The 21,393-nt window shown below is 67.1% G+C and carries 14 protein-coding genes; 3 read left to right on the forward strand and 11 right to left on the reverse strand.

Annotated features, from left to right (window positions below):
- Positions 1 to 39: 39 nt before the first annotated feature.
- The 7 genes from ASF30_RS01650 to ASF30_RS01680 all read right to left on the reverse strand — a co-directional run bounded on the left by ASF30_RS01650 (position 40) and on the right by ASF30_RS01680 (position 8,118).
- Positions 40 to 1,236 (reverse strand): glycosyltransferase, encoded by a 1,197-nt coding sequence (locus ASF30_RS01650; protein ID WP_055900593.1) that lies wholly within the window; start codon positions 1,234 to 1,236, stop codon positions 40 to 42.
- A 208-nt stretch (positions 1,237 to 1,444) separates the two neighbouring features.
- A complete protein-coding gene (locus ASF30_RS01655) occupies positions 1,445 to 2,596 on the reverse strand; it encodes an alcohol dehydrogenase catalytic domain-containing protein (protein WP_055900596.1) in 1,152 nt (383 codons plus the stop codon).
- 5 nt (positions 2,597 to 2,601) lie between these two features.
- Positions 2,602 to 3,351 carry an HAD family hydrolase gene (locus ASF30_RS01660; RefSeq protein WP_082467377.1) on the reverse strand — a complete coding sequence of 250 codons (750 nt, stop codon included), beginning with the start codon at positions 3,349 to 3,351 and terminating at the stop codon, positions 2,602 to 2,604.
- Positions 3,348 to 4,505, reverse strand: coding sequence for a TIGR03364 family FAD-dependent oxidoreductase (locus ASF30_RS01665; protein ID WP_055902382.1), 1,158 nt, complete (start codon positions 4,503 to 4,505; stop codon positions 3,348 to 3,350). Before ASF30_RS01665 ends, ASF30_RS01660 begins: the two co-directional genes overlap by 4 nt.
- Entirely contained in the window at positions 4,502 to 6,310 is a 1,809-nt protein-coding gene (locus ASF30_RS01670) for a PhnE/PtxC family ABC transporter permease (RefSeq protein ID WP_055900599.1), read from the reverse strand. Before ASF30_RS01670 ends, ASF30_RS01665 begins: the two co-directional genes overlap by 4 nt.
- Complete coding sequence (phnC, locus tag ASF30_RS01675) at positions 6,310 to 7,134, reverse strand: phosphonate ABC transporter ATP-binding protein (protein WP_055900603.1); 825 nt, start codon at positions 7,132 to 7,134, stop codon at positions 6,310 to 6,312. Before phnC ends, ASF30_RS01670 begins: the two co-directional genes overlap by 1 nt.
- A 48-nt stretch (positions 7,135 to 7,182) precedes the next feature.
- Complete coding sequence (locus tag ASF30_RS01680; RefSeq protein ID WP_055900606.1) at positions 7,183 to 8,118, reverse strand: phosphate/phosphite/phosphonate ABC transporter substrate-binding protein; 936 nt, start codon at positions 8,116 to 8,118, stop codon at positions 7,183 to 7,185.
- Between the two features lie 173 nt (positions 8,119 to 8,291).
- On the opposite strand from ASF30_RS01680, the gene ASF30_RS01685 reads away from it, so the two are divergent.
- The gene (locus ASF30_RS01685; RefSeq protein WP_055900609.1) at positions 8,292 to 9,041 is read left to right on the forward strand and encodes a GntR family transcriptional regulator; all 750 of its coding nucleotides are present in this window, start codon (positions 8,292 to 8,294) and stop codon (positions 9,039 to 9,041) included.
- Between the two features lie 4 nt (positions 9,042 to 9,045).
- On the opposite strand, the gene ASF30_RS01690 is transcribed toward ASF30_RS01685, so the two are convergent.
- The gene (locus ASF30_RS01690; RefSeq protein ID WP_055900612.1) at positions 9,046 to 9,936 is read right to left on the reverse strand and encodes an EamA family transporter; all 891 of its coding nucleotides are present in this window, start codon (positions 9,934 to 9,936) and stop codon (positions 9,046 to 9,048) included.
- Positions 9,937 to 10,221: 285 nt separating this feature from the next.
- On the opposite strand from ASF30_RS01690, the gene ASF30_RS01695 reads away from it, so the two are divergent.
- Entirely contained in the window at positions 10,222 to 12,990 is a 2,769-nt protein-coding gene (locus ASF30_RS01695) for an MGH1-like glycoside hydrolase domain-containing protein (protein WP_157496860.1), read from the forward strand.
- On the forward strand, positions 12,987 to 15,068 hold the full coding sequence (gene glgX / locus ASF30_RS01700) for a glycogen debranching protein GlgX (RefSeq protein ID WP_055900618.1): 2,082 nt from the start codon (positions 12,987 to 12,989) through the stop codon (positions 15,066 to 15,068). The genes ASF30_RS01695 and glgX overlap by 4 nt, the downstream gene beginning before the upstream one ends.
- Positions 15,069 to 15,533: 465 nt before the next feature.
- Here glgX and ASF30_RS01705 read toward each other — a convergent pair whose 3' ends face one another.
- From ASF30_RS01705 to ASF30_RS01715, 3 genes are all read right to left on the reverse strand, one after another.
- The gene (locus ASF30_RS01705; protein WP_055900621.1) at positions 15,534 to 17,276 is read right to left on the reverse strand and encodes a family 43 glycosylhydrolase; all 1,743 of its coding nucleotides are present in this window, start codon (positions 17,274 to 17,276) and stop codon (positions 15,534 to 15,536) included.
- A complete protein-coding gene (locus ASF30_RS01710; protein ID WP_082467378.1) occupies positions 17,273 to 19,951 on the reverse strand; it encodes an alpha-L-rhamnosidase in 2,679 nt (892 codons plus the stop codon). The genes ASF30_RS01705 and ASF30_RS01710 overlap by 4 nt, the downstream gene beginning before the upstream one ends.
- Before the next feature lie 69 nt (positions 19,952 to 20,020).
- Positions 20,021 to 21,391, reverse strand: a complete 1,371-nt coding sequence (locus tag ASF30_RS01715) for an MFS transporter (protein ID WP_055900624.1) — start codon at positions 21,389 to 21,391, stop codon at positions 20,021 to 20,023.
- Between the last annotated feature and the right edge of the window lie 2 nt (positions 21,392 to 21,393).

Genomic DNA, 21,393 nt, shown 5'->3' on the forward strand with positions numbered 1-21,393 from the left:
CACCAGTGGCGCCAGCCGAGACGGCCGCGCCGGTGCCTGTCAGGCTGCGGCCCTCCGGTTGTCGACCAGCCCGCGCAGGATGGCTGCGTACTCGGCGATCATGCGGTCGCGGCCGAATCGCGCACGAGCGGCGATGCTCCGCTCGCGCAGCTCCGGTCGCCGCGCGAGCACGTCGGTCCAGGTCGGGGCGATGGCCGTCGCCTCGTGGGTCGTGACGAATCCGATGCCGTCGACGGTCAACGCGGAATCGCCGACATCGGTGGTGACCGGCGTCGCGCCGGAGGCTGCCCCCTCGAGCAGGCAGAGGGGTGACGCCTCTCCGAAGGCACTCGTGAGGGCGACGATGTCGGCGATCCGGTAGATCTCGGGCATGTCGTCGCGGATGCCGAGAGCATGGAGATTCGTGGCATCCGTGACGCCCGATTCGTCCAGCAGGGCACGAAAGGCGTCGTTCTCCCTCGTCATGCCAGCGCCGCAGACGAGGTAGTGGGTCTCGGGGCGCTGCGCCGAGTGCAGCGCGACGGAACGCAGGAAGAGACCGGGATCCTTCATGAGGTCGAACCGTGCCGCGAAGACGATGACCGGCGCAGCAGGCGGAACCCCGAGTGTCCGGCGCATCGCCGCCCGCTCGCCTTCCGTCCCGGGTCGGAAGCGATCCGTGTCGATCCCGTTGCCGATGACGAATCGTCCCGTGGCCGGCGAGAGGTAGGGCTGGTAGGCGTCGCTGGTCGACCTGGCGCAGGAGATCTCAGCCGTCAGCAGGCCGCTCGCGGCGGCTTCGCTGAGCCAGGACAAAGCCGATCCCGAGTGCGTCGGATCGGAGCGGTGCAGGCACGCCGCCACGGGGCGATCGGGCATCAGCCCGCGCTTCCGCAGAGCGAGCAGAAGCCCCAGCGGCTGCTCTTTGAGGGACAGGATCACGTCGGCGCGCCCGACGAGGTTCGACGCCATCCGCAGCTGGCGATCGGTGTACGTCGATGGCGCAGGAGCCTCCACTCCGCCGGTCCGTCCGAGCGACGTCACTCCGACGCCGGATGCCGCCAGGCGGACGTAGCGCGGATCTCGGCGCAGGTGCTGGACGGTCGAATCCCGTCTGACGGCGGAGGCGATCGAGAGGACGTCGTGCTGCTGCTCGCCGGCGTTGTGCAGCCCGGCGATGAGGTCGGTGTGGAGGATGCGGGCTCCCCCGGCGAAGAAGCCCTCATAGAGGGAGAGCACTCGAATGGAACGGTTCATCGCGATGCCTTTCGACCGAGGGCGGGTGACTGCGGCGACGCGTCGAATGCATCGGCCGCATCCGCCCCGCCGTGACTCTGCCGTTCGGACAATGCTGGAAGGCATTCGACCGGAAGTCGATTTACGCGAGTTGAGCATCGGATGAACGACAGGTTGATCCGCAGCACCTCGACGGGCTCCCGCCCGGCCGACGACGACGGCTGCGGTGTCAGCCGGCCAGTGGAACCACTCCGACCCGAACATGAGTGCCGGATGCGGCATCCTCGATCGCACGATCGAGTTCTGCCAGTGGATAGCTCGCACCGACCAGTTCTTGCAACGGCACGGTGCGCCAGGAGCGCTCGAGAAAGGCGACGGCGAGCTCCAGCTGCGCGGGCGTGTAGTTGTGCACGCCGGTCAGCGTGACGAGTCGGCGCACGATCGACTCGGCATCGAGCGGAACCGCTGGGCCGGGCGAGACGCTGCCGACGAGCACCACCGTGCCTCCGACCCCGACCCGGGAGATGACGGTGTCGACGGCTGCCGACGCCCCGGACGCCTCGATGGCGATGTTCACCTCCAGCAGGCCGCGCCGTGCCCGAGCTGCCAGAACCGTGTCGAGGTTCGCCGCGGATCCGGGCTCTGCCAGCGGGTCGACAGGAATCGCGCCGATGCGTCTGGCGAACGACCGACGGGCGGCGTCAGGGTCGGAGACGATCACCTCGGCCCCGGCCTCCACGGCGAGAGCCGCAGCCGACAGGCCGACCATGCCTCCGCCGGTGATGAGCAGCAGCGCACCGTCGAGATCGTGGGTGCGGGATGCCGCGTCCAGGGCGGCGACCGCTGTGGCGGTGGCGCACGACGCCGCGGCGGCGACAGGCGCCGGCAGCTCGGAGCTCACGGCGACGACGGCCGTGCCCGCCCGCACGTGCACGTGCGTGGCGAAGCCGCCAGTGAGCTCCCAACCCCGCGTGATGCGCTCGTGCCCGTACTTCGCCAGGTTGCGGCACTTCTGCGGGATGCCCCGCCTGCAGCGGTCGCACGTTCCGCAGCTCACGGCCAGCGACCACACCACGCGGTCTCCGAGTTCCAGCGGCGAACCGTCCGCGCGCACGGCGCCGTCGCCGAGCGCGACGACCCGACCGACCTGTTCATGGCCCAGTACGAGCGGCGTGGGAGCCGATCGATGCCCGCGCACGGTGTGCACGTCGGATCCGCAGACCGTCGCGAACTCGATCTCCACAAGGGCGTCGCCGGGAGCGAGATGCACTCCGGGCGAGGCGATCAGCTGATGCGGCCGGTCGGGCTCGGTCCACACCATCGCGAGGGGCGACGGAGTCAGGGTGAGGTCCAGCCCGGTGTCGGGCAGCAGAGTCGTCATCGTGGCTACTCGCCGCGGAGGCCGAGGAGAGCGGGCAGGTCACGGATGCTCGAGATCACGGCATCGGCACCGGCATCCGTCAACGCGGCCCGGTCGTGCGCACCGGTCAGCACGCCCACGACCAGGCCGGCACCGGCCCGTCTGCCCGCTTCGACATCGCTGCGGGTGTCGCCGACGACGACCATCGATGCCACGCTCGGGGCGCCGGAGCGCAGCAGCGCGGTCAGCGGGAGGTCGGGGTGCGGGCGACCGCGTCCGGCATCGACGGGCGACAGTGCCAGGTCGGCGAGCTCCTGCCAGCCGAGCGCGTCGAGCACGGCGTCACGCGTCGCGGGTGCGAAGCCCGTGGTGAAGACGACGGATGCTCCGGCGGCGCTCAGCTCGCGGATGACGTCGGCGGCCCCGTCCACCTCGGCGACGCCGTCCCGGGCGACGATCTCGGCGTAGGCCCCCTCGAAGGCGGCGTTCCCGCGTTCAGCAGCGGCCTCATCGCCGCTGGCGAGCACCCGGAAGACGTCGATCTTCGACTGTCCCATGGTGTCGCGCACGTACTGCAGTGAGGCCTCGAAGTCGGAACCGGCACCGATGCCGCTGCGCTCGGCCGCGAGGGCGAAGGCCTGCTCGACGGCGCCGTCGTCGCTGACGGTGGTTCCGGCCATGTCGAGCACGATGAGCTCGACGTCGGCCCAGGATCGCTGCTGCGTCGGCGCCTGCGTCGGCGCCTGCGTCTCCGGGGCGGTGGTTGCGGTTGTCATGCTGTTCCTTTCAGGGTGGATGAGATGGCGCCCTCGCCGAGCAGGCCGGCGACCAGGTTGTCGGCGAGTCCGAGCCCGGTGGTCATGCCGATGCCCGTCGTCGCCGCGAGCACGCTCACTCCCGGTTCGGGCTGGTCGATCAGGAAGTCGTTCGGCCCGCTCGCGTACACGCCCTGCCAGCGCTCCAGCACGCGGAGGTCGGTGACGCCGAAGAGCTCGCGCGTGATGGCGAGCAACGCGTCGAAGGAGGCCTCGCTCTGGAACGGAGCGATCGCGGTGCCGCGGTAGTGCGTGTCTCCGACGATGAGCGAGCCGTCAGGCAGTTGGGTGTACATCTGGTTCAGGTCGAGGGCGGCCAGGGCCGGGTCCTCAGTGTGCAGACGCTCGCGCAGGGCACCTGCCGTGGGCATCGCCGCGAATCCCCCGTAGCGCACGAGCGACCAGCCGGTGAGCAGCGGTGCTGCCAGCGGCGTCCGCAGCGTCGTCGAGACGCGCAGCATGTCGAGCCCGCACCTCTCGATGCCGTGCTGCTCGGCGAGGTCGGGGAAGAGCTGGTCGATGTCGTGGTTCGCCGCGACGACGATCTCGCGCGCGTCGACGGCTCCTCGACTCGTCTCCACACGACCGCACCGGATTGAGCCGACCGAGGTGCGGTAGCGGAACTCGACCCCGTGGCGGGCCAGATGAGCGGCGATCGACGCCACAGCCTGGCGCGGGTTCACCTGGAGGTCGAGCGGGAGGAAGGCTCCACCCACGGCCGTGCCCGGGGCCAGCGGCATCCGTGCCGATGCCTCGGACGCCGTGAGGAGTTCGACCTCGCCGTTCCGCTCGGCAGCGAACTCGTCGAGCACGGCGAGTTCGTCATCGTGCCGCGCTGCGACCAGGGTTCCCGACTGCCGCAGCCAAACTCCGGCCTCGGCCGCGAGCGTCAGCCAGAGTTCGCGCGAGGCGAAGGCGAAGTCGCGGGCGATGCCGTGCTGGGGCGTGAAGCAGAGGTGGCCGAAGTTGCGCACAGATGCGCCGGTGGGCTCGCTCCCCCGGTCGAAGACGATCACGCGCTGTCCACGGGCGTGCGCGGCGAAGGCCACTCCCAGGCCGATGATGCCCGAGCCGACAACGGCGACGTCGTAGCCGCGCTCCGTCGTGCCGCTCATCGGAACACCCGCCGCATCCACACGGCCAGTCCTTCGATGATGAGCACTGTCGCGAGGATCATCAGCACGATCGTCGTGACCACGGCGTAGTGCGAGCCCTGTCCTGCGTTCAGCAGGTAGTAGCCCACTCCGCCGCCGCCGACGATCCCGAGGATCGTCGCGCAGCGGATGTTCGAGTCGAGCAGGTAGAAGCTGTGGCCGAGGAGGGCCCGTCTGCCCTGCGGCAGGGTCGCGGATGCGTACACCTGGCCACGCGTCGCCCCGGCGCCCCGGAGCGCCCGCTCGGGGCCCGATGCGACCTCCTCGAAGGAGTCGGCGATGAGCTTGCCCAGGAGCCCGATGCCTCCGAAGGCCAGGGCGAGAGTTCCGGCCTGAGTGCCGAGTCCGGTGATGACGATCAGGACGATCGCCAGGATGATCTCGGGCACGCCCCGGATGATCACGAGAACCAGCCGCATCGACGACCGCGCCGTGCCGTTGGGGGCCACGTTCCGTGCCGCCAGCGAGCCGATGACGACGGAGAACCCGAACGAGAGCAGCGTCGCGGCCAGCGCGATGCCGATCGTCATCCCCATCGCGGCGAACAGGGTCGACGGCTCGTAGTTGCCGAAGCTCGGAGGCCAGAACTGGGCGGCGACGGCCGGAACCTTCGCCCAGAACGTCACGAGGTCTCCCCAGTGGATATCGCAGATCAGCACGCTGCCGACCACAACGGCGACAGCCGTCCAGCCCCAGACGGTGTTGCGAACGCGGGAGCCGGTCCACGGGCGCCGGAGCGCGGCCTCGAGGTCGCCGGCTGCTGCGGTGGGGACGGGTGTCGGGGCTGAGGCCGAACCACCTGCTCGAGCGGCATCCGCTCGCCGCGTGGTGCGTGCTGCCCGCGCGCCAGTGACTCCGCGTACGACCCTGTCGCCGAGGCCGCGACCGCTGGGTTGGCTGCCGAGCATCGCGCGGCGCACCACGCTGGAGACGATCTCCATGGCGACGCAGAGCGCGAAGATGACGAGGGCGATGCCCAGTCCGAGCGAGTAGTTCAACGACTTGAAGGCGTAGGACATCTCCAGTCCGAGACCGGCGACACCGACGTAGCCGAGCACGACGGAGCCGCGCAGGTTGATGTCGTTGCGATGCAGCACCGTCGCGACCCAGGACGGGAGCACCTGAGGAAGGATGCCGCTCGTGAACTGCTGGAACTTCGATCCGCCGGCCGCCCGGATCGCCATCCGCGGGCCCTCGTCGATCTGTTCGATGGCATCGGCGAACAGTTTCGAGATCATGCCGATGGAGTGGATGCCGATGGCGAGGATGCCGGGCAGCGAGCCGATGGAGAACATGAGCACGAAGACCATGGCGAGCACGACGTCGGGTACGGCCCGCGTGAGCACCGTGATGAACCGGCCGACGGCGCGCCAGGCCGGCCCGGGCGTGGTGTTCGAGGCTGCGATGTAGGCGACGGGCACCGAGATCACGGCGGCGAGCAGCGTGCCGCACAGCACGAGGCCGACGGTGAGCGCCGTGAGGTAGAGGAGTTCAGCGGGTTCGGGGAAGGTGATGGGCCCGACGCGGGCGAAGAAGCGCTCGGCGTGGCTCCAGCTCTCGATCATCCCCGGAAGGGAGATGCCCGATTCCGCCACGGCGACGACGGCGAGACCGACGATCACCAGGAGAGTGGATGCGGCGGCGACGCGCTCGGGCGAGACGACGCGCTTGGGCGCCCGCTCGGCGATGGAGCGATCCGGGCGGGGTGCGAGAGGCGGCGGCGACGCCGGCGCCGGCGCCGGCGCCGAGGCCGTGATGGTCGACATCAACCGACGACCGCTCGAGACTGAGCCGATTCGGCGAGTTCGACGGTGATCGCCTCGAGCTCGCTGGTCGACGTCGTGACACGACCGTAGACCTCCATCACCTGTCCCTTCGACAGACCGTCGACCGACGTGTCGAGCACGACCTCGCCGTGCCGGAGCCCGACGATGCGATCGGCCCACGACAGGGCCAGGTCGACCTGGTGCAGGCTGCACACCACCGTGAGGCCTGCCTCCATCGCGATCTCGCGGATGAGGCTCATGACCTGGTCGCTCGACTCGGGGTCGAGAGAGGCGACGGGCTCGTCTGCCAGGAGGATCTCGGGGTCCTGCATCAGCGCCCGGGCGATGGCCACGCGCTGCTGCTGCCCACCTGAGAGGGTGTCGGCGCGCTGGTAGGCGCGATCGAGCAGCCCGACCCTGTCGAGGTGGCCGAGCGCCACGAGCTTCAACCGCCGCGGGTAGGCCCAGAGACCGAGTCGCGGCCCGCGCAGCTCTGCCAGCGCTCCGGTGAGCACGTTCTCGAGCACTGTGAGCGATGGCACGAGCTCGAACTGCTGGAAGACGAAGCCGATGCGGCTGCGCAGGGCGCGGAGGCGCCGACCACCGAGGGTCGGCACCTCCTCGCCGAGCACGCGCACGGAGCCGGAGGTTGTGGGCTCGAGCCCGACGAGCTGCCGCAGCAACGTCGACTTGCCCGAGCCCGACAGGCCGAGCAGCACGACGATCTCGCCGGGTTCGACACGCAACGCCACGTTCTTCAGCGCGACTGTGCGCCCGAACTCCTTCGTGAGTCCTGCGACTTCGACGACGGATGTCTCGCTCATGACCTTCTCCGGTTCCCAACGTGGTGATCGCTGTTCAGTGGTCGGGCGTCAGCCCTGGCACTGGTCCGCGTTCGTCTTCTTGCAGATGTCGCGGATCGTGTCGTAGTACGCGTCGTCGACGGGCGACGTCGCGTAGAACACACTGCGGAACCCGTCGCTGTCGGCGCTGGTCACGCCTGAAGCGATGATGTCGTCGATGGTGACCTCGCTGAGCACGTCGGTCAGCTTCGTCTTGAGGTCCTCGGGCAGGGTGTCCGACACCACGATCGGAGCACCGGGAACCATCGTCTCGTCGACGACCTTCACCTTGTCGCTCTTGGCGACCTCGCTGTCCTCGGCGAAGCCGGCTTCGCACTCCACGCCCTCGCCGACCTTGGTGACGCTGACATCGTGCTTGCCCGCGAAGACCGGGGTGACGTCCTTCTCGGGGTCGATGCCCTCGTTCAGCAGGTTGTAGCTGGGGAACAGGTAGCCCGAGGTCGACGACGGGTCGACGAAGCAGACCTTCTTGCCCTTGAAGCCGGCCAGGTCGGTGATGTCGCTTCCCGTAGGCACGATGGCCTGCGAGTAGTACCCGGGCTCCTGGCCCTTCTCCGTGATGATCGACGAGATCGGAGTGATGGCGGCACCGTTGTTCTTGGCGGTGACGTAGGTGAACCCGGAGAAGGACGCGACGTCGATCTTGCCCGCGACAGCGGCCTCGATGAGCGCCGCGTAGTCGGTGGACTCGTGGTAGTCGACCTTCTTGCCCGTCTCCTGGGCGATGTAGTCCATGAGCGGCTGGTAGTTGGTCTCGGTGTCGACGGAGTCGGGCACGACGCCGAACACGATCGTGTTCTCGTCGACGGCGTACGAGACGGTGTCTGCGGTGTCGTTGGACGCGCTGTCGCCGGTTGCGGCGGTGCCGGAACATCCGGCGAGGGTGGCGGCGAGTGCCCCGACGCCGAGCAGGGCGACGATGGAGCGGGAGAATCGCGTGGACATGATGGCCTTTCAGGCAGGAGTTCCGGTGTGGTGGACGCTCAACATGCTGCCATCGCCGACGATAGTTATGTACCCATCTCGGCCTGCATTCACCGTTTGTTCACGAGAAGTAGACATAAGTGAACGGTGCGTTGCGCTGGTTTGCCGGAGTTCTGCCCATGTAATATGCCTATGTGACCTTCGGTGTATACAAACAGATCGCGGATGACCTCCGAGAGCGCATCTCCACGGGGCAGCTGGCCCCAGGCGACGACGTTCCCACCGAGGGCGAGCTCGCGCAGCAGTGGAACACCTCGCGGGGACCCATCCGCAACGCATTGGCCGAACTCCGCCGCGAAGGGCTGATCGAGACGACTCGTGGTCGCCCGAGCCGGGTCGTCAAGCGCAAGGCGCACCAGGCCGTCGACGTCTCGATCCCCTTCACGAAATGGGCCCGCGAGATGGGAGCGGAGCCGGGCGCCGTCACCCAGCAGGTCTCACTTCGCCGTGCCGATGACGACCAGGCCGGGATGCTCGGCATCGAGCCCGGCGACATCGTCGTCGAGGTCATCCGTCTCCGACTCCTCGATGGCCGCCCGACGATGCTCGAGCGACTCATGTTCATCGAGGAGGTGGGCCGGGTGCTCTTCGACATCGACCTCGACACGGTCTCCATCACCGAGTACCTCGCCGAAAGAGGCCACCCGTACTCGGAGGTCGATCACGAGATCGATGCGGTGGCGGCCGACGACCTCGACAGCAGGCTCCTCGAGGTCGAGCCCGGCTCGCCGATCCTGCGCCTGCGCCGCGTGACGCGACGGGCCGACGGCCGCGTGTTCGAAGCGTCCGACGACAGGTATCGCAGCGACATCGTGCGCTTCACCGTGTCGGCATCGGGGCGCGCGATCTCCGGCGAGCACTTCATCCGCCCCGTCGGCGAGTAAGCGCTCACGCCCCGATCAGCACCACCCCTGCGACGACGATGACGGATGCCGCGACCCGCCATCCTCCGCGGCCCTCCCTCAGCACGAGCGCGCCGAACGCGCTGACGATCACGACGCTGACCTCGCGCATCGGCGCGACGAGGGCGACCGGCGCGAGGGTCACGGCGAACAGCACGAGGATGTACGACAGCGGCGACAGGATGCCGAACGTCAGGATGCGCACCCAGTGCTCCCGCCAGACAGTGCCGAGCTCGTGTGCCCGCCGACCGAGCAGAGCCGAGAACAGCACGATCTCCCCGGCCGTGCAGCCTACCATGAAGGCGACAGGGGACACGTGCCCCTCCCGCACGACGTTCGCGTCCCAGAGCGTGTACGCGGCGATCGCGATGCCGGTCGCGATTCCCCAGGCGATCGCCGGGTCGATCCGGCGGTGTCGCATCGGTGTTCGCGCTCCGACGCCCGCATCCGCCGCCGGCCGATCGAGCAGCCCGATCGCCACGACGCCGGCCAGGATCGCGGCGATGCCGAGCATGGCCCACGCTGACGGCCGCTCCCCCAGAACGAGCACGGCCACGACGACAGTGACGAGGGGACCGGTCCCCCGCGCCGTCGCATAGACGGTCGAGAGCATCCCGGTGGAGTAGCCGCGCTGCAGCACGAGCATGTAGGCGCAGTGCAGCGCGGCCGACACTGCCACGCCGAGTACGAAGCCGCCGAGGTCGCCCGTGCCGATACCGCCGGTGAACGGCACGAGAGGCAGCCAGATCACCGCGCTGGCGAGGGCACCCCACCACAGGAACGGCAGGCCGATGCGACTGACACCGTGGGCGAGGATGTTCCACGCCGAGTGGCAGACGGCTGCAGCCAGGACAAGGACGAGAGCGACAGACGACACGGGACCCTTCGGTGCGTCGCGGGCGCGACGAACGGGGTCCTCCGGGCTTTTGTCCTGTCAGATGACGGCCCCCGTTGGCGGTGGCCGTGGCGCCGCTCGGACCAGTCGGATCTCTCGATCCCGGAACCCTAGGCGCTATCGCAGATGACGGTAGCACGTACGGGTGACGCGAGGTGTCACCTGCCGCGTCGTCTGAGCCGACATTCACGTGAGTGAAACAACTTGCCGCTATGGTCAAGCTCACCGAGCGAAGGCGGTTGACCATGCACCATGTCGGAGTGTTCGATGCATGAACGGGGGCCCGGCCAGGGAGGGCGGCGGCGAGCAGCGGACATCGACGCTGAAAGCGATCGCCTCGTCGAGCGCGGGCACGGTGTGCCCTGGCTTCGGTGGGGGCCCTACCTGAGTGAGCGGCAATGGGGAACGGTCCGGGAGGACTACAGCGCGGATGGCGACGCGTGGGCCTACTTCCCTCATGATCATGCTCGATCGAGGGCGTATCGGTGGGGAGAAGACGGGCTCGCTGGCATCTCCGACGATCGACAGACGCTGTGTTTCGCGCTCGCACTGTGGAATGGCGCGGATGCGATCCTCAAGGAGAGGGCGTTCGGGCTGACGAACACCGAAGGCAACCACGGCGAGGACGTCAAGGAGTACTACTTCTACCTCGACAACACTCCGACGCATTCGTACATGCGATACCTCTACAAGTATCCGCACACGGCGTACCCGTACGAGGATCTGGTCGCCACCAACGGCCGCAGGAGCGTCGACGACTTCGAGTACGAGCTGATCGATACCGGCGCGTTCGCCGAGGACCGCTATTTCGACGTGACTGTCGAGTACGCGAAGGTGTCCCCGGAAGACATCCTCATCAACATCGAGATCACCAACCGGGGTCCCGAGCAGGCGAGTCTCGTCCTCCTGCCGACCCTCTGGTTCCGAAACACCTGGAGTGAGGGAACTCAGCCCCGCCCCACGCTCGAGCGGTTGGCCGATCTCCCTGGCGCGACGGTGGTGCGGGCCGACCACGACGGGATCGGCACGCGCTTCCTGTACGCGGCGAACCGCCCGGCGACTCTGTTCTGCGATAACGAGACGAACACTGCGCGGCTGTTCGGCGACCCGAACGTCACGCGATACGTCAAAGACGGCATCGGCGAGGCCGTGGTGCATGGCGACAGCGAGGCTGCCCATCCGACTGGACCCGGGACGAAGGTCGCTGCTCACTACTCGGTCGATGTCGCGGCAGGAGCCACGGAGCGCTTCTCGCTGCGCCTCACCGACCTCGACCCGGAATCCCTCAGCGCGGACGGTGGTCCTTTCGGCGCGCGATTCACTGAGACCGTGTCGCGACGCCGGCGCGAAGCCGACACCTTCTATGCCGGGGTGATCCCCAGCTCGCTGAGTGCCGACTCCGCGCTCGTCATGCGCCAGGCCCTCGCCGGCCTGCTGTGGACGAAGCAGTTCTATGCGTACGACGTCACCAAGTGGCTCGGCGGGCACGGCGTCACGACGCGTGCGGCGCAACTTCGGTCCACGCTGCGCAACGCGGCCTGGTTCCACATGGTGAACGAGGACATCATCTCGATGCCGGACAAGTGGGAGTACCCCTGGTACGCCGCGTGGGACCTGGCCTTTCATGCGGTGTCGTTGGCTGTCGTGGACGTCGATTTCGCCAAAGGGCAACTGGCGCTGATGCTCGACGAGCGATACCTGCACCCCAACGGGCAGATCCCCGCGTACGAGTGGAACTTCAGCGACGTCAACCCGCCGGTGCACGCCTGGGCCGTGATGCGCGTGTACGAGGCGGAGAAGGAGGCGCGCGGCGAAGGAGACCTCCGTTACCTCGAAGAGGCGTTCCACAAGCTCACGCTGAACTACACGTGGTGGGTCAACCGCAAGGATCCCGACGGCAACAGCGTGTTCGGCGGCGGGTTCCTGGGCCTGGACAACATCGGTGTCTTCGATCGCAGCGCCCCGCTCCCCACCGGCGGCCATCTCGAACAGGCTGACGGAACGGCGTGGATGGCCTTCTACGCCTTGGAGATGCTCGAGATCGCGCTCGAACTGGCACGCCACGACCCGTCGTACCAGTCGATGGCTGCCAAGTTCCTCGAACAGTATCTGTGGATCGCGGCTGCGATGGACGACCCCGACGACCCTGATGGGAGTCTGTGGGACCACGAGGACGGGTTCTTCTACGATGTCCTGGCGACGCCGGACGGGCGCACGGCGCGACTGAAGGTGCGGTCGCTCGTCGGCCTGCTCCCCCTCGCCGCCTGTGTCGTCCTGCGTCCCGCCGACGTCAGCCAGATGCCCGAGTTCATGGCGCGCGTGCACTGGCTTCGCACCCACAGGCCCAACCTCGCCGCCCGGTTCCCCACCCTGGCGGAGCCCGGTATCGGGGATAGACGATTGCTGTCCGTACTGGACGAGACGAAGCTCCGTCGACTGCTCGTGCGAATGCTGGACGAATCCGAGTTCCTCAGCGAGCACGGCATCCGGTCCGTGTCCCGATACCACAGGGACCATCCGTTCGTCGTGGACGTCGTTGGTCAGGAATACCGCGTCGACTATCTGCCGGCCGAATCCAACAGCGGAATGTTCGGCGGCAATTCCAACTGGCGCGGCCCCATCTGGTTCCCGATGAACTTCCTGCTCATCCGGGGCCTGCTGTCCTACGCGTCGTACTACGGGGACCAGGTCATGATCGAATACCCCACAGGCTCAGGCCGCGAACTCGCGCTCAGGGACATCGCTGCGGAGCTCTCCGAGCGATTGATGAGCATCTTCCTGCGGGATGAGACCGGCATCCGCCCGGTCTTCGGCGGCAATGCGGTGTTCCAGGAGAGCGAGCACTGGAACGACCTCATCCCCTTCTACGAGTACTTTCACGGCGACAACGGTGCCGGCCTGGGAGCGAGCCACCAGACCGGCTGGACGGCATTGGTCGCCCGGATGATGCAACTCATCGGCGATGAGGACGCATTCGACGCGAAGACCTCCCGTCGTGACGACGACACCCGCCCGGACGCGGGGACGACATCATGACGATCCCTCCCTCCATCAATCCCGAGCCGGGCACCCCCGCCCCGCTCGGTGCCACGACGCGCACCGGTGGTGTGAACTTCTCGCTGTACTCGCACGATGCCGAATCGGTCGAGCTGGTGCTGTTCAAGCCGGGCGAGACAGACGCGGCTGCCACGATTCCGCTCGATTCCTCTCGCCACCGGACCGACAACTACTGGCACGTCTTCATCCCCGGGCTGGCGGCGGGCACGCAATACGGCTATCGCATCGCCGGGCCGAATCGACCCGACCAGGGGCTTCGCTTCGACAGCTCCAAGCTCCTGCTCGATCCTTACGCCCGCGAGGTCGTGGACGACCGCTACCAGCGAGGCCTGGCAGCACGACCGGACACCCCGAACACCGCCGCCGCCATGCTCGGCGTCGTGACCGACCCGGACGCCTATGACTGGGAGGGCGACCGACCCCTCCGCCGCAGCGGCCGGGGCGGCGCCATCTACGAGTTGCACGTGCGAGGTTTCACGAATCACCCGAACTCGGGCCTCCCCGTGCCGCTTCGGGGCACGTACGCCGGAGTGATCGAGAAGATCCCCTACCTCCGGAAACTCGGCATCGACGCTGTCGAGCTCCTGCCGGTGTTCCAGTTCGATCGCCAGTCCGCGCCTGCGGGCAGGCCGAACTACTGGGGCTACGAGCCCGTGGCGTTCTTCGCACCACACCGGGCATACAGCTCGAACCAACAGCCCACTGGGGCCGTCGACGAGTTCCGCGACATGATCAAGGCGCTGCATCGCGCCGACATCGAAGTGATATTGGACGTCGTGTACAACCACACCGCCGAAGACGGCGTCAACGGCCCGACGCTGTCGATGCGGGGAATCGACAACCGCACGTACTACCTCCTGGATCCCCAGGATCCATCCCGCTACGTGGATGACAGCGGCGTCGGCAACACCCTCAACACCAACCACACGATCGTTCGCCGGCTGATCCTGGACAGCCTTCGCTACTGGGTGGAGCACATGCATGTCGACGGCTTCAGGTTCGATCTCGCATCGGTCTTGTCGCGGGGGCAGGACAACGAACCACTAGCCGATCCTCCGATCCTGTGGGACATCGACACCGACCCAGTGCTCGCAGGCACCGAGATCATCGCCGAGCCGTGGGATGCAGCAGGGCTCTACCAGGTCGGATCGTTCGCCGGTGACCGATGGGCGGTGTGGAACGGCCGATTCCGCGACACGGTCCGCCGCTTCGTCAAGGGGGAGAACGGCACCGTCCGGGATCTCGCCGACGCTCTCAGCGGCAGCCCGAACATCTTCGGCGATCCCCGTCGAGACCCGATGCGGAGCGTGACCTTCGTCGACGCCCACGACGGCTTCACCCTCAACGACCTCGTCAGCTACGACCACAAGCACAACGAGGCGAACGGCGAGGACAACCGTGATGGCACCGACCAGAACGACAGCTGGAACGGCGGCACAGAAGGCCCCACCGACGATCCCGCCATCGAGGCCCTCCGGGAACGGCAACTGCGAAGCCTCTTCGCGATACTGCTCCTCGCTCAGGGGCGGCCGATGTTCGTGATGGGCGACGAGGTCCGGCGCACCCAGCACGGCAACAACAACGCGTACAGTCAGGACAACGAGCTCAGTTGGTTCGACTGGGATCTGGTCGAGCGCAACCCCGAACTCTCCGACTTCGTGGCACGGCTGCTGAGGTTTCGTCGCTCCAGTCCGTTCTACCGCGACGAACGGTTCTGGGCGCACCCCGGCGGAGCCGACATCACGTGGCACGGCATCCAAGCCGATAGCCCGGACTGGGGCGACACGTCGCACTCACTCGCATTCGAACTCACCCACGCGGACGAGCCCGACACCCGCCTCTACGTAGCCTTCAACGCCTACTGGGAACCGCTCGAGTTCGAGCTCCCGCGGCTTCCGGCCACCCACTGCTGGGCGCTGGCCGCAGACACCGCCGCCCCTGCCCCCGACGACGTGCCGGCCGTCCCCCGGCCTCTGTCCGACAACACCGTGAGCGTCGTCGTCGGACCCCGGTCCGTCTCCGTACTGGCTGCAGTCGAGCGTCAGCCCACGGAGTAGGGAGCTTCGAGATGATCAGGTCTACGCCCGATGAAATGAGTCTCTCGAAGGATGGGCAAATTATGATTTTGCCGCGAAATCCTGCGCCATTGAGTGCTGGGGTACCTGGACTCGAACCAAGAACAACGGTGAGTCGTCGCGGCCCATTTCCACTCCCGCTGAAGGGGCAGAATCCCGCGGAATTCCGCGGTTCTCATGGCACCAGTGTACGGGTTGCTACGGAGAGTTACGTGCTCGGAGAGGGCCACCGGCGGGGTTTTGGGAGCGTTTCTGGACACACGTACCGCGGCGCACCACACCAATCTTCTATGGCCCGTTCGCTTCACGTCAGCACCCCGCTCACGTAGTGATTCGCTGATGTCGGCGACAGGCCGACCTGAGCATCGAACTGGTCGAATATTGATCGAGGATGCAGCCGCAGTTGGCCACACACGTGTCTGCAGTTCCGGCAATGTGCCACCCCCTTCAGTCCACGCGCACGGCGGGTCCTTCTGTGACGCCGGCTTCGTTGAAGCTGTCGATGGCGAACCAGTAGGCTCGCCCGGCATTGAGCGAGCCGACGTCGAGGTCTGTGCGGTCGTAGACAAGCCAGCTGTGGTAGAGCTTCTCGGGCGAGAGTCCGTATCTGACGTTGTAGCCGACTGCATTCGATGCAGCGTTCCATGTCAGTGAGGCGGTGCGTGGGTCGGAGCGCGTGATGGTGGGGGTGATCGCGGCCGGCTTGGGCGCATCCCCGAGGCCGAAGACCCGCAGGCCGCTCACCGCGAATGAACCGCCGAAGGGCATCGCGCCGGCGGTGACCCGAACGAAGCGCGCGGCGCGAGGCTCGGGCAACTCGATGAAGGCGTGTGGTGTGTCCGCTCTCGTGCCACGAGTGTCGTGGACGGTCGTCCATTCCTTCCCATCGACGGAGAGTTCGAGGTGGAGCTCCGTAGGTTGGGAGTCCGGGAAGACGGCTCGTTTGCCGAACGTCACCTTGGTGAGGTCTCTGCGTTTCGGTGCGTGGCGTTCGAGTTCGTGGTCGGCGAGGTTGACCTGCAGCGCGTGGATGCTCATCTCCGAGCCGAGATCGAGTTGCAGCCATTCGCCCGGCTGGTTGGACCCGGCGACCCACCAGGTGCGTACAGATTCGTCGGTGGCGAGTGCAGGCTCGTGGTCGGTAAGCGAGGACGAAGCAGTGGCGAACGCGTTGTATGACAGCAGCATCCAACCCGGGGACGCTTCGGTCCACGGGTCGAACGGTCGGTCGGGAACATGCATGGGGTAGTCGGCGAAGTTCTGGTTGCAGAACAGGACGCCGTCCTCGTCGAAGCCAGCGGGGAACAGGCCGATCCTCCGCTCGAAGTCGGCATTGACCGAAACACGCATGGTTGCGACGTGCCACCAGTTGCCATGCCGGTCCTGGAAGGTACTGCCGTGTCCGGCGCCGGTGATGAATCCTCCGGGTTTCGAGGAGAAGGGACTGTGCTCGTCGTACTCGAACGGGCCGAGCGGACTCGTCCCCGTGAAGTAACCGTCGGCATACGTGTTGAACTGCGTGCCGGGGCCGGCGTACTGGAGGTAGTACTGTCCGCCGACGCGGTTCATGTAGGCGCCTTCGATGAAGGGGGCGTCGCCGATGTAGGCATCCATGATCTTGCCGCTGATCCCTCGCCGGATCTGGGGTACGTAGTCGTCGCCGGTGCGCTCCCATCCCCTAGCTGCGGTGTCGGCTGCGATCAGAGGGACGGGCTCGCCGATCCGCTGCAACGTCTGACGGTCGAGTTCGACACCCGAGATGGGCTCTTTGTGCGAGCAGCCCCAGTACAGGAACAGTCGACCGTCGTCGTCTTGGAACGTGTCCGGATCCCAGAAGGCGATGTCGCTCGGAGCCACCTCTTCGAAGTCGTCCGCCAGGGGATCGACGCTGCGAAAGAAGCGGCCATTGGTACGACGGGATGCCGTGAAGAGGAGTGCGCCGTCGACTTCACGCACGTCGGGCGCGTAGTCGACGGCGGGGATCTTGTCGGTGGGGTGGAGTGTCCACTCCACGAGGTTCTCGGAGTGCCAGAATCCCCGGGTCATGGACGCAAACATGTAGTAACGGCCGCGATAGTGCACGACGGTCGGGTCGGCGGCCTCACGGTGCACGCTGCGTCCGCCGAACGGTGTCCGCACGTCTTGATACCGATACTCGAGGTCGAGGGGGTTGCACACGATCCGGGTCATGCTCGACTCCTTGTGTTGTTGGATTCCCGGCTCACCAGCGGCCGGCATTCATGCACCGAACCTTGGGCAGCTTCGACGACTTCGCCGCCCGGGAAGATGATCGTCGCCCGCGAGGCCGGTGGCACGACGAGCTCGATTTCGATGTCATCACCGTCGATACGCCATGCCGCATCGATCCGCCCTTGAGGGCTGTCGAACCATCCGCGGGCGTGCGTCAACCCTGCTCCGATGACGGGGGCTATGACGAACTGCTCCCACGCCACGCCGCCGGGTGCTTGGCGAAGTCCCAGGACGTGGGTGTGGAGAAAGTTCGCCACCGCGCCCTTGCTGTAGTGGTTGAGGGAATCTCGGGCAACACCGTCCTCCGAGACTCCATCCCAGTCTTCCCAGATCGTGGTTGCACCATGGTCCAGCATGCCGAGCCAGGATGGCGCTGTGCGCTGGAACAGCACGCGGTATGCCGCATCGGCGTGACCGGTGTCGGTCAGGACGGGCAGGAGCTTCGCCGTCGACAGGAAGCCTGTCGTGAGGTGGTCGCCTGAGCTCTCAACGAGCTCGACGAGTCGGGTCGCGGCCGCCGCGCGGAGTTGTTCGGGGATGAGGTCGAAGTCGAGGGCTCGCACGTAGCTCGCCTGACTGTCGGTCTCAGTGCGGCCGGAGTCGTTGAGGTACTCGGTGCGCCAGGCATCGCGAACCCGCTCGGCGATCGTGCCGTACCGATCTGCGTCGTCGTGGAGGTCCAGGATCCTGGCGATGTCGGCCAGGCGTCGGGTGGAGCGGTGGAGGAAGGCTGTGGCGACTTCGCCCTTGTCGGCCATGAACCAGGCTGCTGGGTCGGCTTGCATCGGGTTGATGAGGGTGCCGTCTTCCGCCCGCTGCGCAGGCTCGAGCCACTCGCCCCAATGGAACGAGGCGTCCCAGAGGTGCTCCTCGTGCGGGGCCGCCTCAGCCGATCGCGCCGAGCGAGAAGGGTGGCGTCGCGTCCGGGCGACGCCCAACGCCCACTCGACCCACCGCACCATCGCGTCCCAGTTCTCAGCGAGGATCTCCCGGTCGCCGTAGGCGCTCCACATCGTCCAGGGGACTTCGACGATGGCGTCGCCCCAGCCGGCCGAGCCGGTCATCATGGCGGTTTGCGATTCGAGGTTGAGCTTGGCGCGGCGTCCGTCGGGTGAGAAGTTCGCGATCCTTCCGTCGTCGAATTGGTCGTCGCGGACGGAGCGCAGCCACTTTCGGGTGAACTCGAGCACGTCGTAGAGGCGTGCGGCGGTCGGTGCGAAGACCTGGTAGTCGCCGGTCCAGCCGAGCCGTTCGCGGGTCGGGCAGTCGGTGGGGACGTCGACTGCGTTGCCGCGGAAGCTCCAGTCGGCAATTCCGGCGAGCCGGTTCAGGTCGTCGTCGCTCGTGACCAGACCGGCGGTGCGGGTGAGGGCTGTGTGGACGATGTCCATGGAGACGGATGCTGCGAGCAGACCGGTCAGGTCGCCGCCTTCTCTCCGGAGTCGTGCGTACCGGAAGCCGTGGATCGTGTGGCGAGGAGTGAAGACCTCGCCCTTCCGGCCGGATGAGATCACTTCGTCGCGCTGATGGAACGGAATGGGCGGCTTGCCTGGATGGACCGCATCCAGGTGGGAGGTGTCGAGGTCGCCGTCGGGACCCGTGTGCTCGCCGTAGTCGATGATGGTCCGCGCGCCGGCAGGCCCGAGGTCTGCGAGGGTGATCCAGCCGGAGGCGTTCTGGCCGAAGTCGATCACGACCGCGCCGTCGGGCAGTCGTCGCAGTGCGATGGGCGCTGTCGTCTCGATCACGCGGACGGGCGGCGCGGGAGACCAGGCGATCGGCGGGGCGGTGACCGCGTCCACGATCACCGGGCCGGCCTCAGACGAAGCGAACGTGAAGTCGGTGGTCTGTCCGCCCATGAGGCCAGCGCGGGTGATCTGACTCGGACTCGAGGTCCATTCCGGCCCGGTGCCGACGACGGTCGTTTCATCGTCGGCGGTGTCGAGGTGGAGTTCAGCACGGGCGGCGAGTTGCTCGCCCCATCCGGCGGGCTCGCGGAAGGCTCCGACTTGACCGCGGTACCAACCGTCGGACAGGACGATTTCGAGCGTGTTCTCTCCGGGCTGGATCGCGTCGGTCACATCGGCTGCTTGGGCGTAGACCGTCTGGTCGTAGGAGGTCGAACCGGGCGTCAGCTCTGCCGTCCCGACCCGGCGCCCGTTGATGAACGCCTCGTACAGGCCGAGCGCCGTTGAGTACAGCCGCGCCCGCCTGAGGTCGCTGTGGAAGGTGAATGTCGTGCGCAGTGCGTGCGCTGGCCGCGTCCCGGGGGTACTGGATGCGCCTTCCACTGGGCTGATCCATTGAGATGACCAGTCGTCATCGAGCAGTCCGATTTCGAACTGATGCCACCTAGACCAGACCCCGTGTACGACGCGCACTCTCCATTCGACTCGCTGCCGGCTCCGTAGCGCGTGCCATGGCCAGCCGAAGAATCGGTGCGAGTTGGAGCGGGCTGGCGGCTGAGCCACGCCGTCGATGGTCGCCTCGAGTTCGTACTCATCGGCGGCGATGCTCGGCTTCCAGGAAAGTCGGGGCGATGGCCCCGAAACAGGAAGATCGGAGCCGCCAGAGTCGACGGACAGCGCGAACGGCGCGTCGGCGGATGGAGGCATCAGGGGGTCCTTTCGGCAGACCACGGTGGCACGTGCGAGCGCGTGCCACCGTGGTCGTTCATCGATTGATCAGCGGACCGACTTCACCTTGAAGTAGATGAGCCCGGCGCCGATCAAGGCGCACACGCCCCCGATCAGGTACAGGAGGGTGTAGTTCTTGACGCCTTCCGCGGCGCCGATGGTGATGATGGCGGCACCGAGCAGCGGCGCGAAAGCGCTCGGGATCTTCTGGGCGAACTGCACGACAGCCATGTATCGACCCGCTTCCGCGCGCTCGGGAAGGATCGTCATCACGATCGCCTGGTCGACCGCTCCGAAGGCAGCCAGGGCGAGGTTCATCAGGACCGCGCCCGCGATGAGTGCCGGCATCGTGTACGCCGTCGCCTCCACGACGGCACCACAGGCGAACAGCACGGCGCCGATCACGACGAAGAGCTTACGGCGGCGGAGTTTGTCGGAGAGCCAGCCGCCACCGATGGCACCGACGACAGCCGCCACGATTCCCAGCAGGCCGATGATCGCGACCGTGCCGGCGACTTCCGAGATCGGCTTGTCGAGGCGTTGCGCGTAGAAGAAGGTGCCGAAGGTGGTGTTGAAGTAGAGGCCGACGAAGAAGATGAAGCGTCCGAGCCAGTTCCAGCCGAAGTCCGGGTACTTGCGGGGGTTGAACACGAAGGCGCCGAAGACCTTCTTCAGGGAGATCCGGTCCGTGGGGAGGTCGAGCGTGCGGGAGTCGGCATCCTTTCCGAAGAACACGAAGCCGAGGGAGAGGATTCCACCGACGATGCCGGGCACGAGGAAGACGAGCGCCATGCTCGTGTGCACGACGGCGTAGACGAGTCCGATGCCCATGATCGCTGCGACCTGCGCTGCGACCCCGGTGACGGCTGACACACGGCCGCGCTGCTCGTCAGGGAGCTGGTCGGCTTGGATGAACAGCACGGCGGAGCCCACGTTGGCCCACCCGAACATCGCGATCGTCCAACCCACGATCATGATCGGGACGTTGGGTGCGTACCCGATGATCGCGAGACCGATGAGTCCCACCACGATTCCGCCCACGATGAAGGGCCGACGCCTGCCGAAGCGACTGCGTGTGCGGTCGCTCCAGATCCCGACCAATGGCGACGTGAGGATGAACACGGTCTGCGCGATGCCGGTCGCGTAGCCGAGGATCTCCTCGTGGCCTGGGGCGAGCTGGTCGATACGCAGTGCCAGCGAGTACGACAGCGGCACGATGAAGGCCATCGCCGAGCCGAAGCTCATCAGTACGAGCCACAGGATGAAGCTCTTGCTCACCCGGGCGGTGGGACCGTCGATGTTGGGCATCGAGGTGGTGACCGGTCCGGCCGCGGCTCCTGCCGTGATCGGCCGCCCGGTCGCAGCCGCAATCGTTATGCGTTCCTGCTCTTCGGTGCTGAGGTTGTCATTGCTTGTCATGG

Origin of the sequence: Leifsonia sp. Leaf264, from assembly GCF_001422325.1 — a bacterium.
Lineage (GTDB): Bacteria > Actinomycetota > Actinomycetes > Actinomycetales > Microbacteriaceae > Orlajensenia.

Excerpts from the sequence above, each read along its gene's own strand:
- ASF30_RS01705 (WP_055900621.1), bottom strand. The coding sequence starts at position 17,276 with ATGACCCGGATCGTGTGCAACCCCCTCGACCTCGAGTATCGGTATCAA.
- ASF30_RS01680 (WP_055900606.1), bottom strand. The coding sequence starts at position 8,118 with ATGTCCACGCGATTCTCCCGCTCCATCGTCGCCCTGCTCGGCGTCGGG.
- ASF30_RS01710 (WP_082467378.1), bottom strand. The coding sequence starts at position 19,951 with ATGCCTCCATCCGCCGACGCGCCGTTCGCGCTGTCCGTCGACTCTGGC.
- ASF30_RS01660 (WP_082467377.1), bottom strand. The coding sequence starts at position 3,351 with ATGACAACCGCAACCACCGCCCCGGAGACGCAGGCGCCGACGCAGGCG.
- ASF30_RS01655 (WP_055900596.1), bottom strand. The coding sequence starts at position 2,596 with ATGACGACTCTGCTGCCCGACACCGGGCTGGACCTCACCCTGACTCCG.
- ASF30_RS01650 (WP_055900593.1), bottom strand. The coding sequence starts at position 1,236 with ATGAACCGTTCCATTCGAGTGCTCTCCCTCTATGAGGGCTTCTTCGCC.
- ASF30_RS01665 (WP_055902382.1), bottom strand. The coding sequence starts at position 4,505 with ATGAGCGGCACGACGGAGCGCGGCTACGACGTCGCCGTTGTCGGCTCG.
- ASF30_RS01695 (WP_157496860.1), top strand. The coding sequence starts at position 10,222 with ATGCATGAACGGGGGCCCGGCCAGGGAGGGCGGCGGCGAGCAGCGGAC.
- ASF30_RS01670 (WP_055900599.1), bottom strand. The coding sequence starts at position 6,310 with ATGTCGACCATCACGGCCTCGGCGCCGGCGCCGGCGCCGGCGTCGCCG.
- phnC (WP_055900603.1), bottom strand. The coding sequence starts at position 7,134 with ATGAGCGAGACATCCGTCGTCGAAGTCGCAGGACTCACGAAGGAGTTC.
- glgX (WP_055900618.1), top strand. The coding sequence starts at position 12,987 with ATGACGATCCCTCCCTCCATCAATCCCGAGCCGGGCACCCCCGCCCCG.
- ASF30_RS01715 (WP_055900624.1), bottom strand. The coding sequence starts at position 21,391 with ATGACAAGCAATGACAACCTCAGCACCGAAGAGCAGGAACGCATAACG.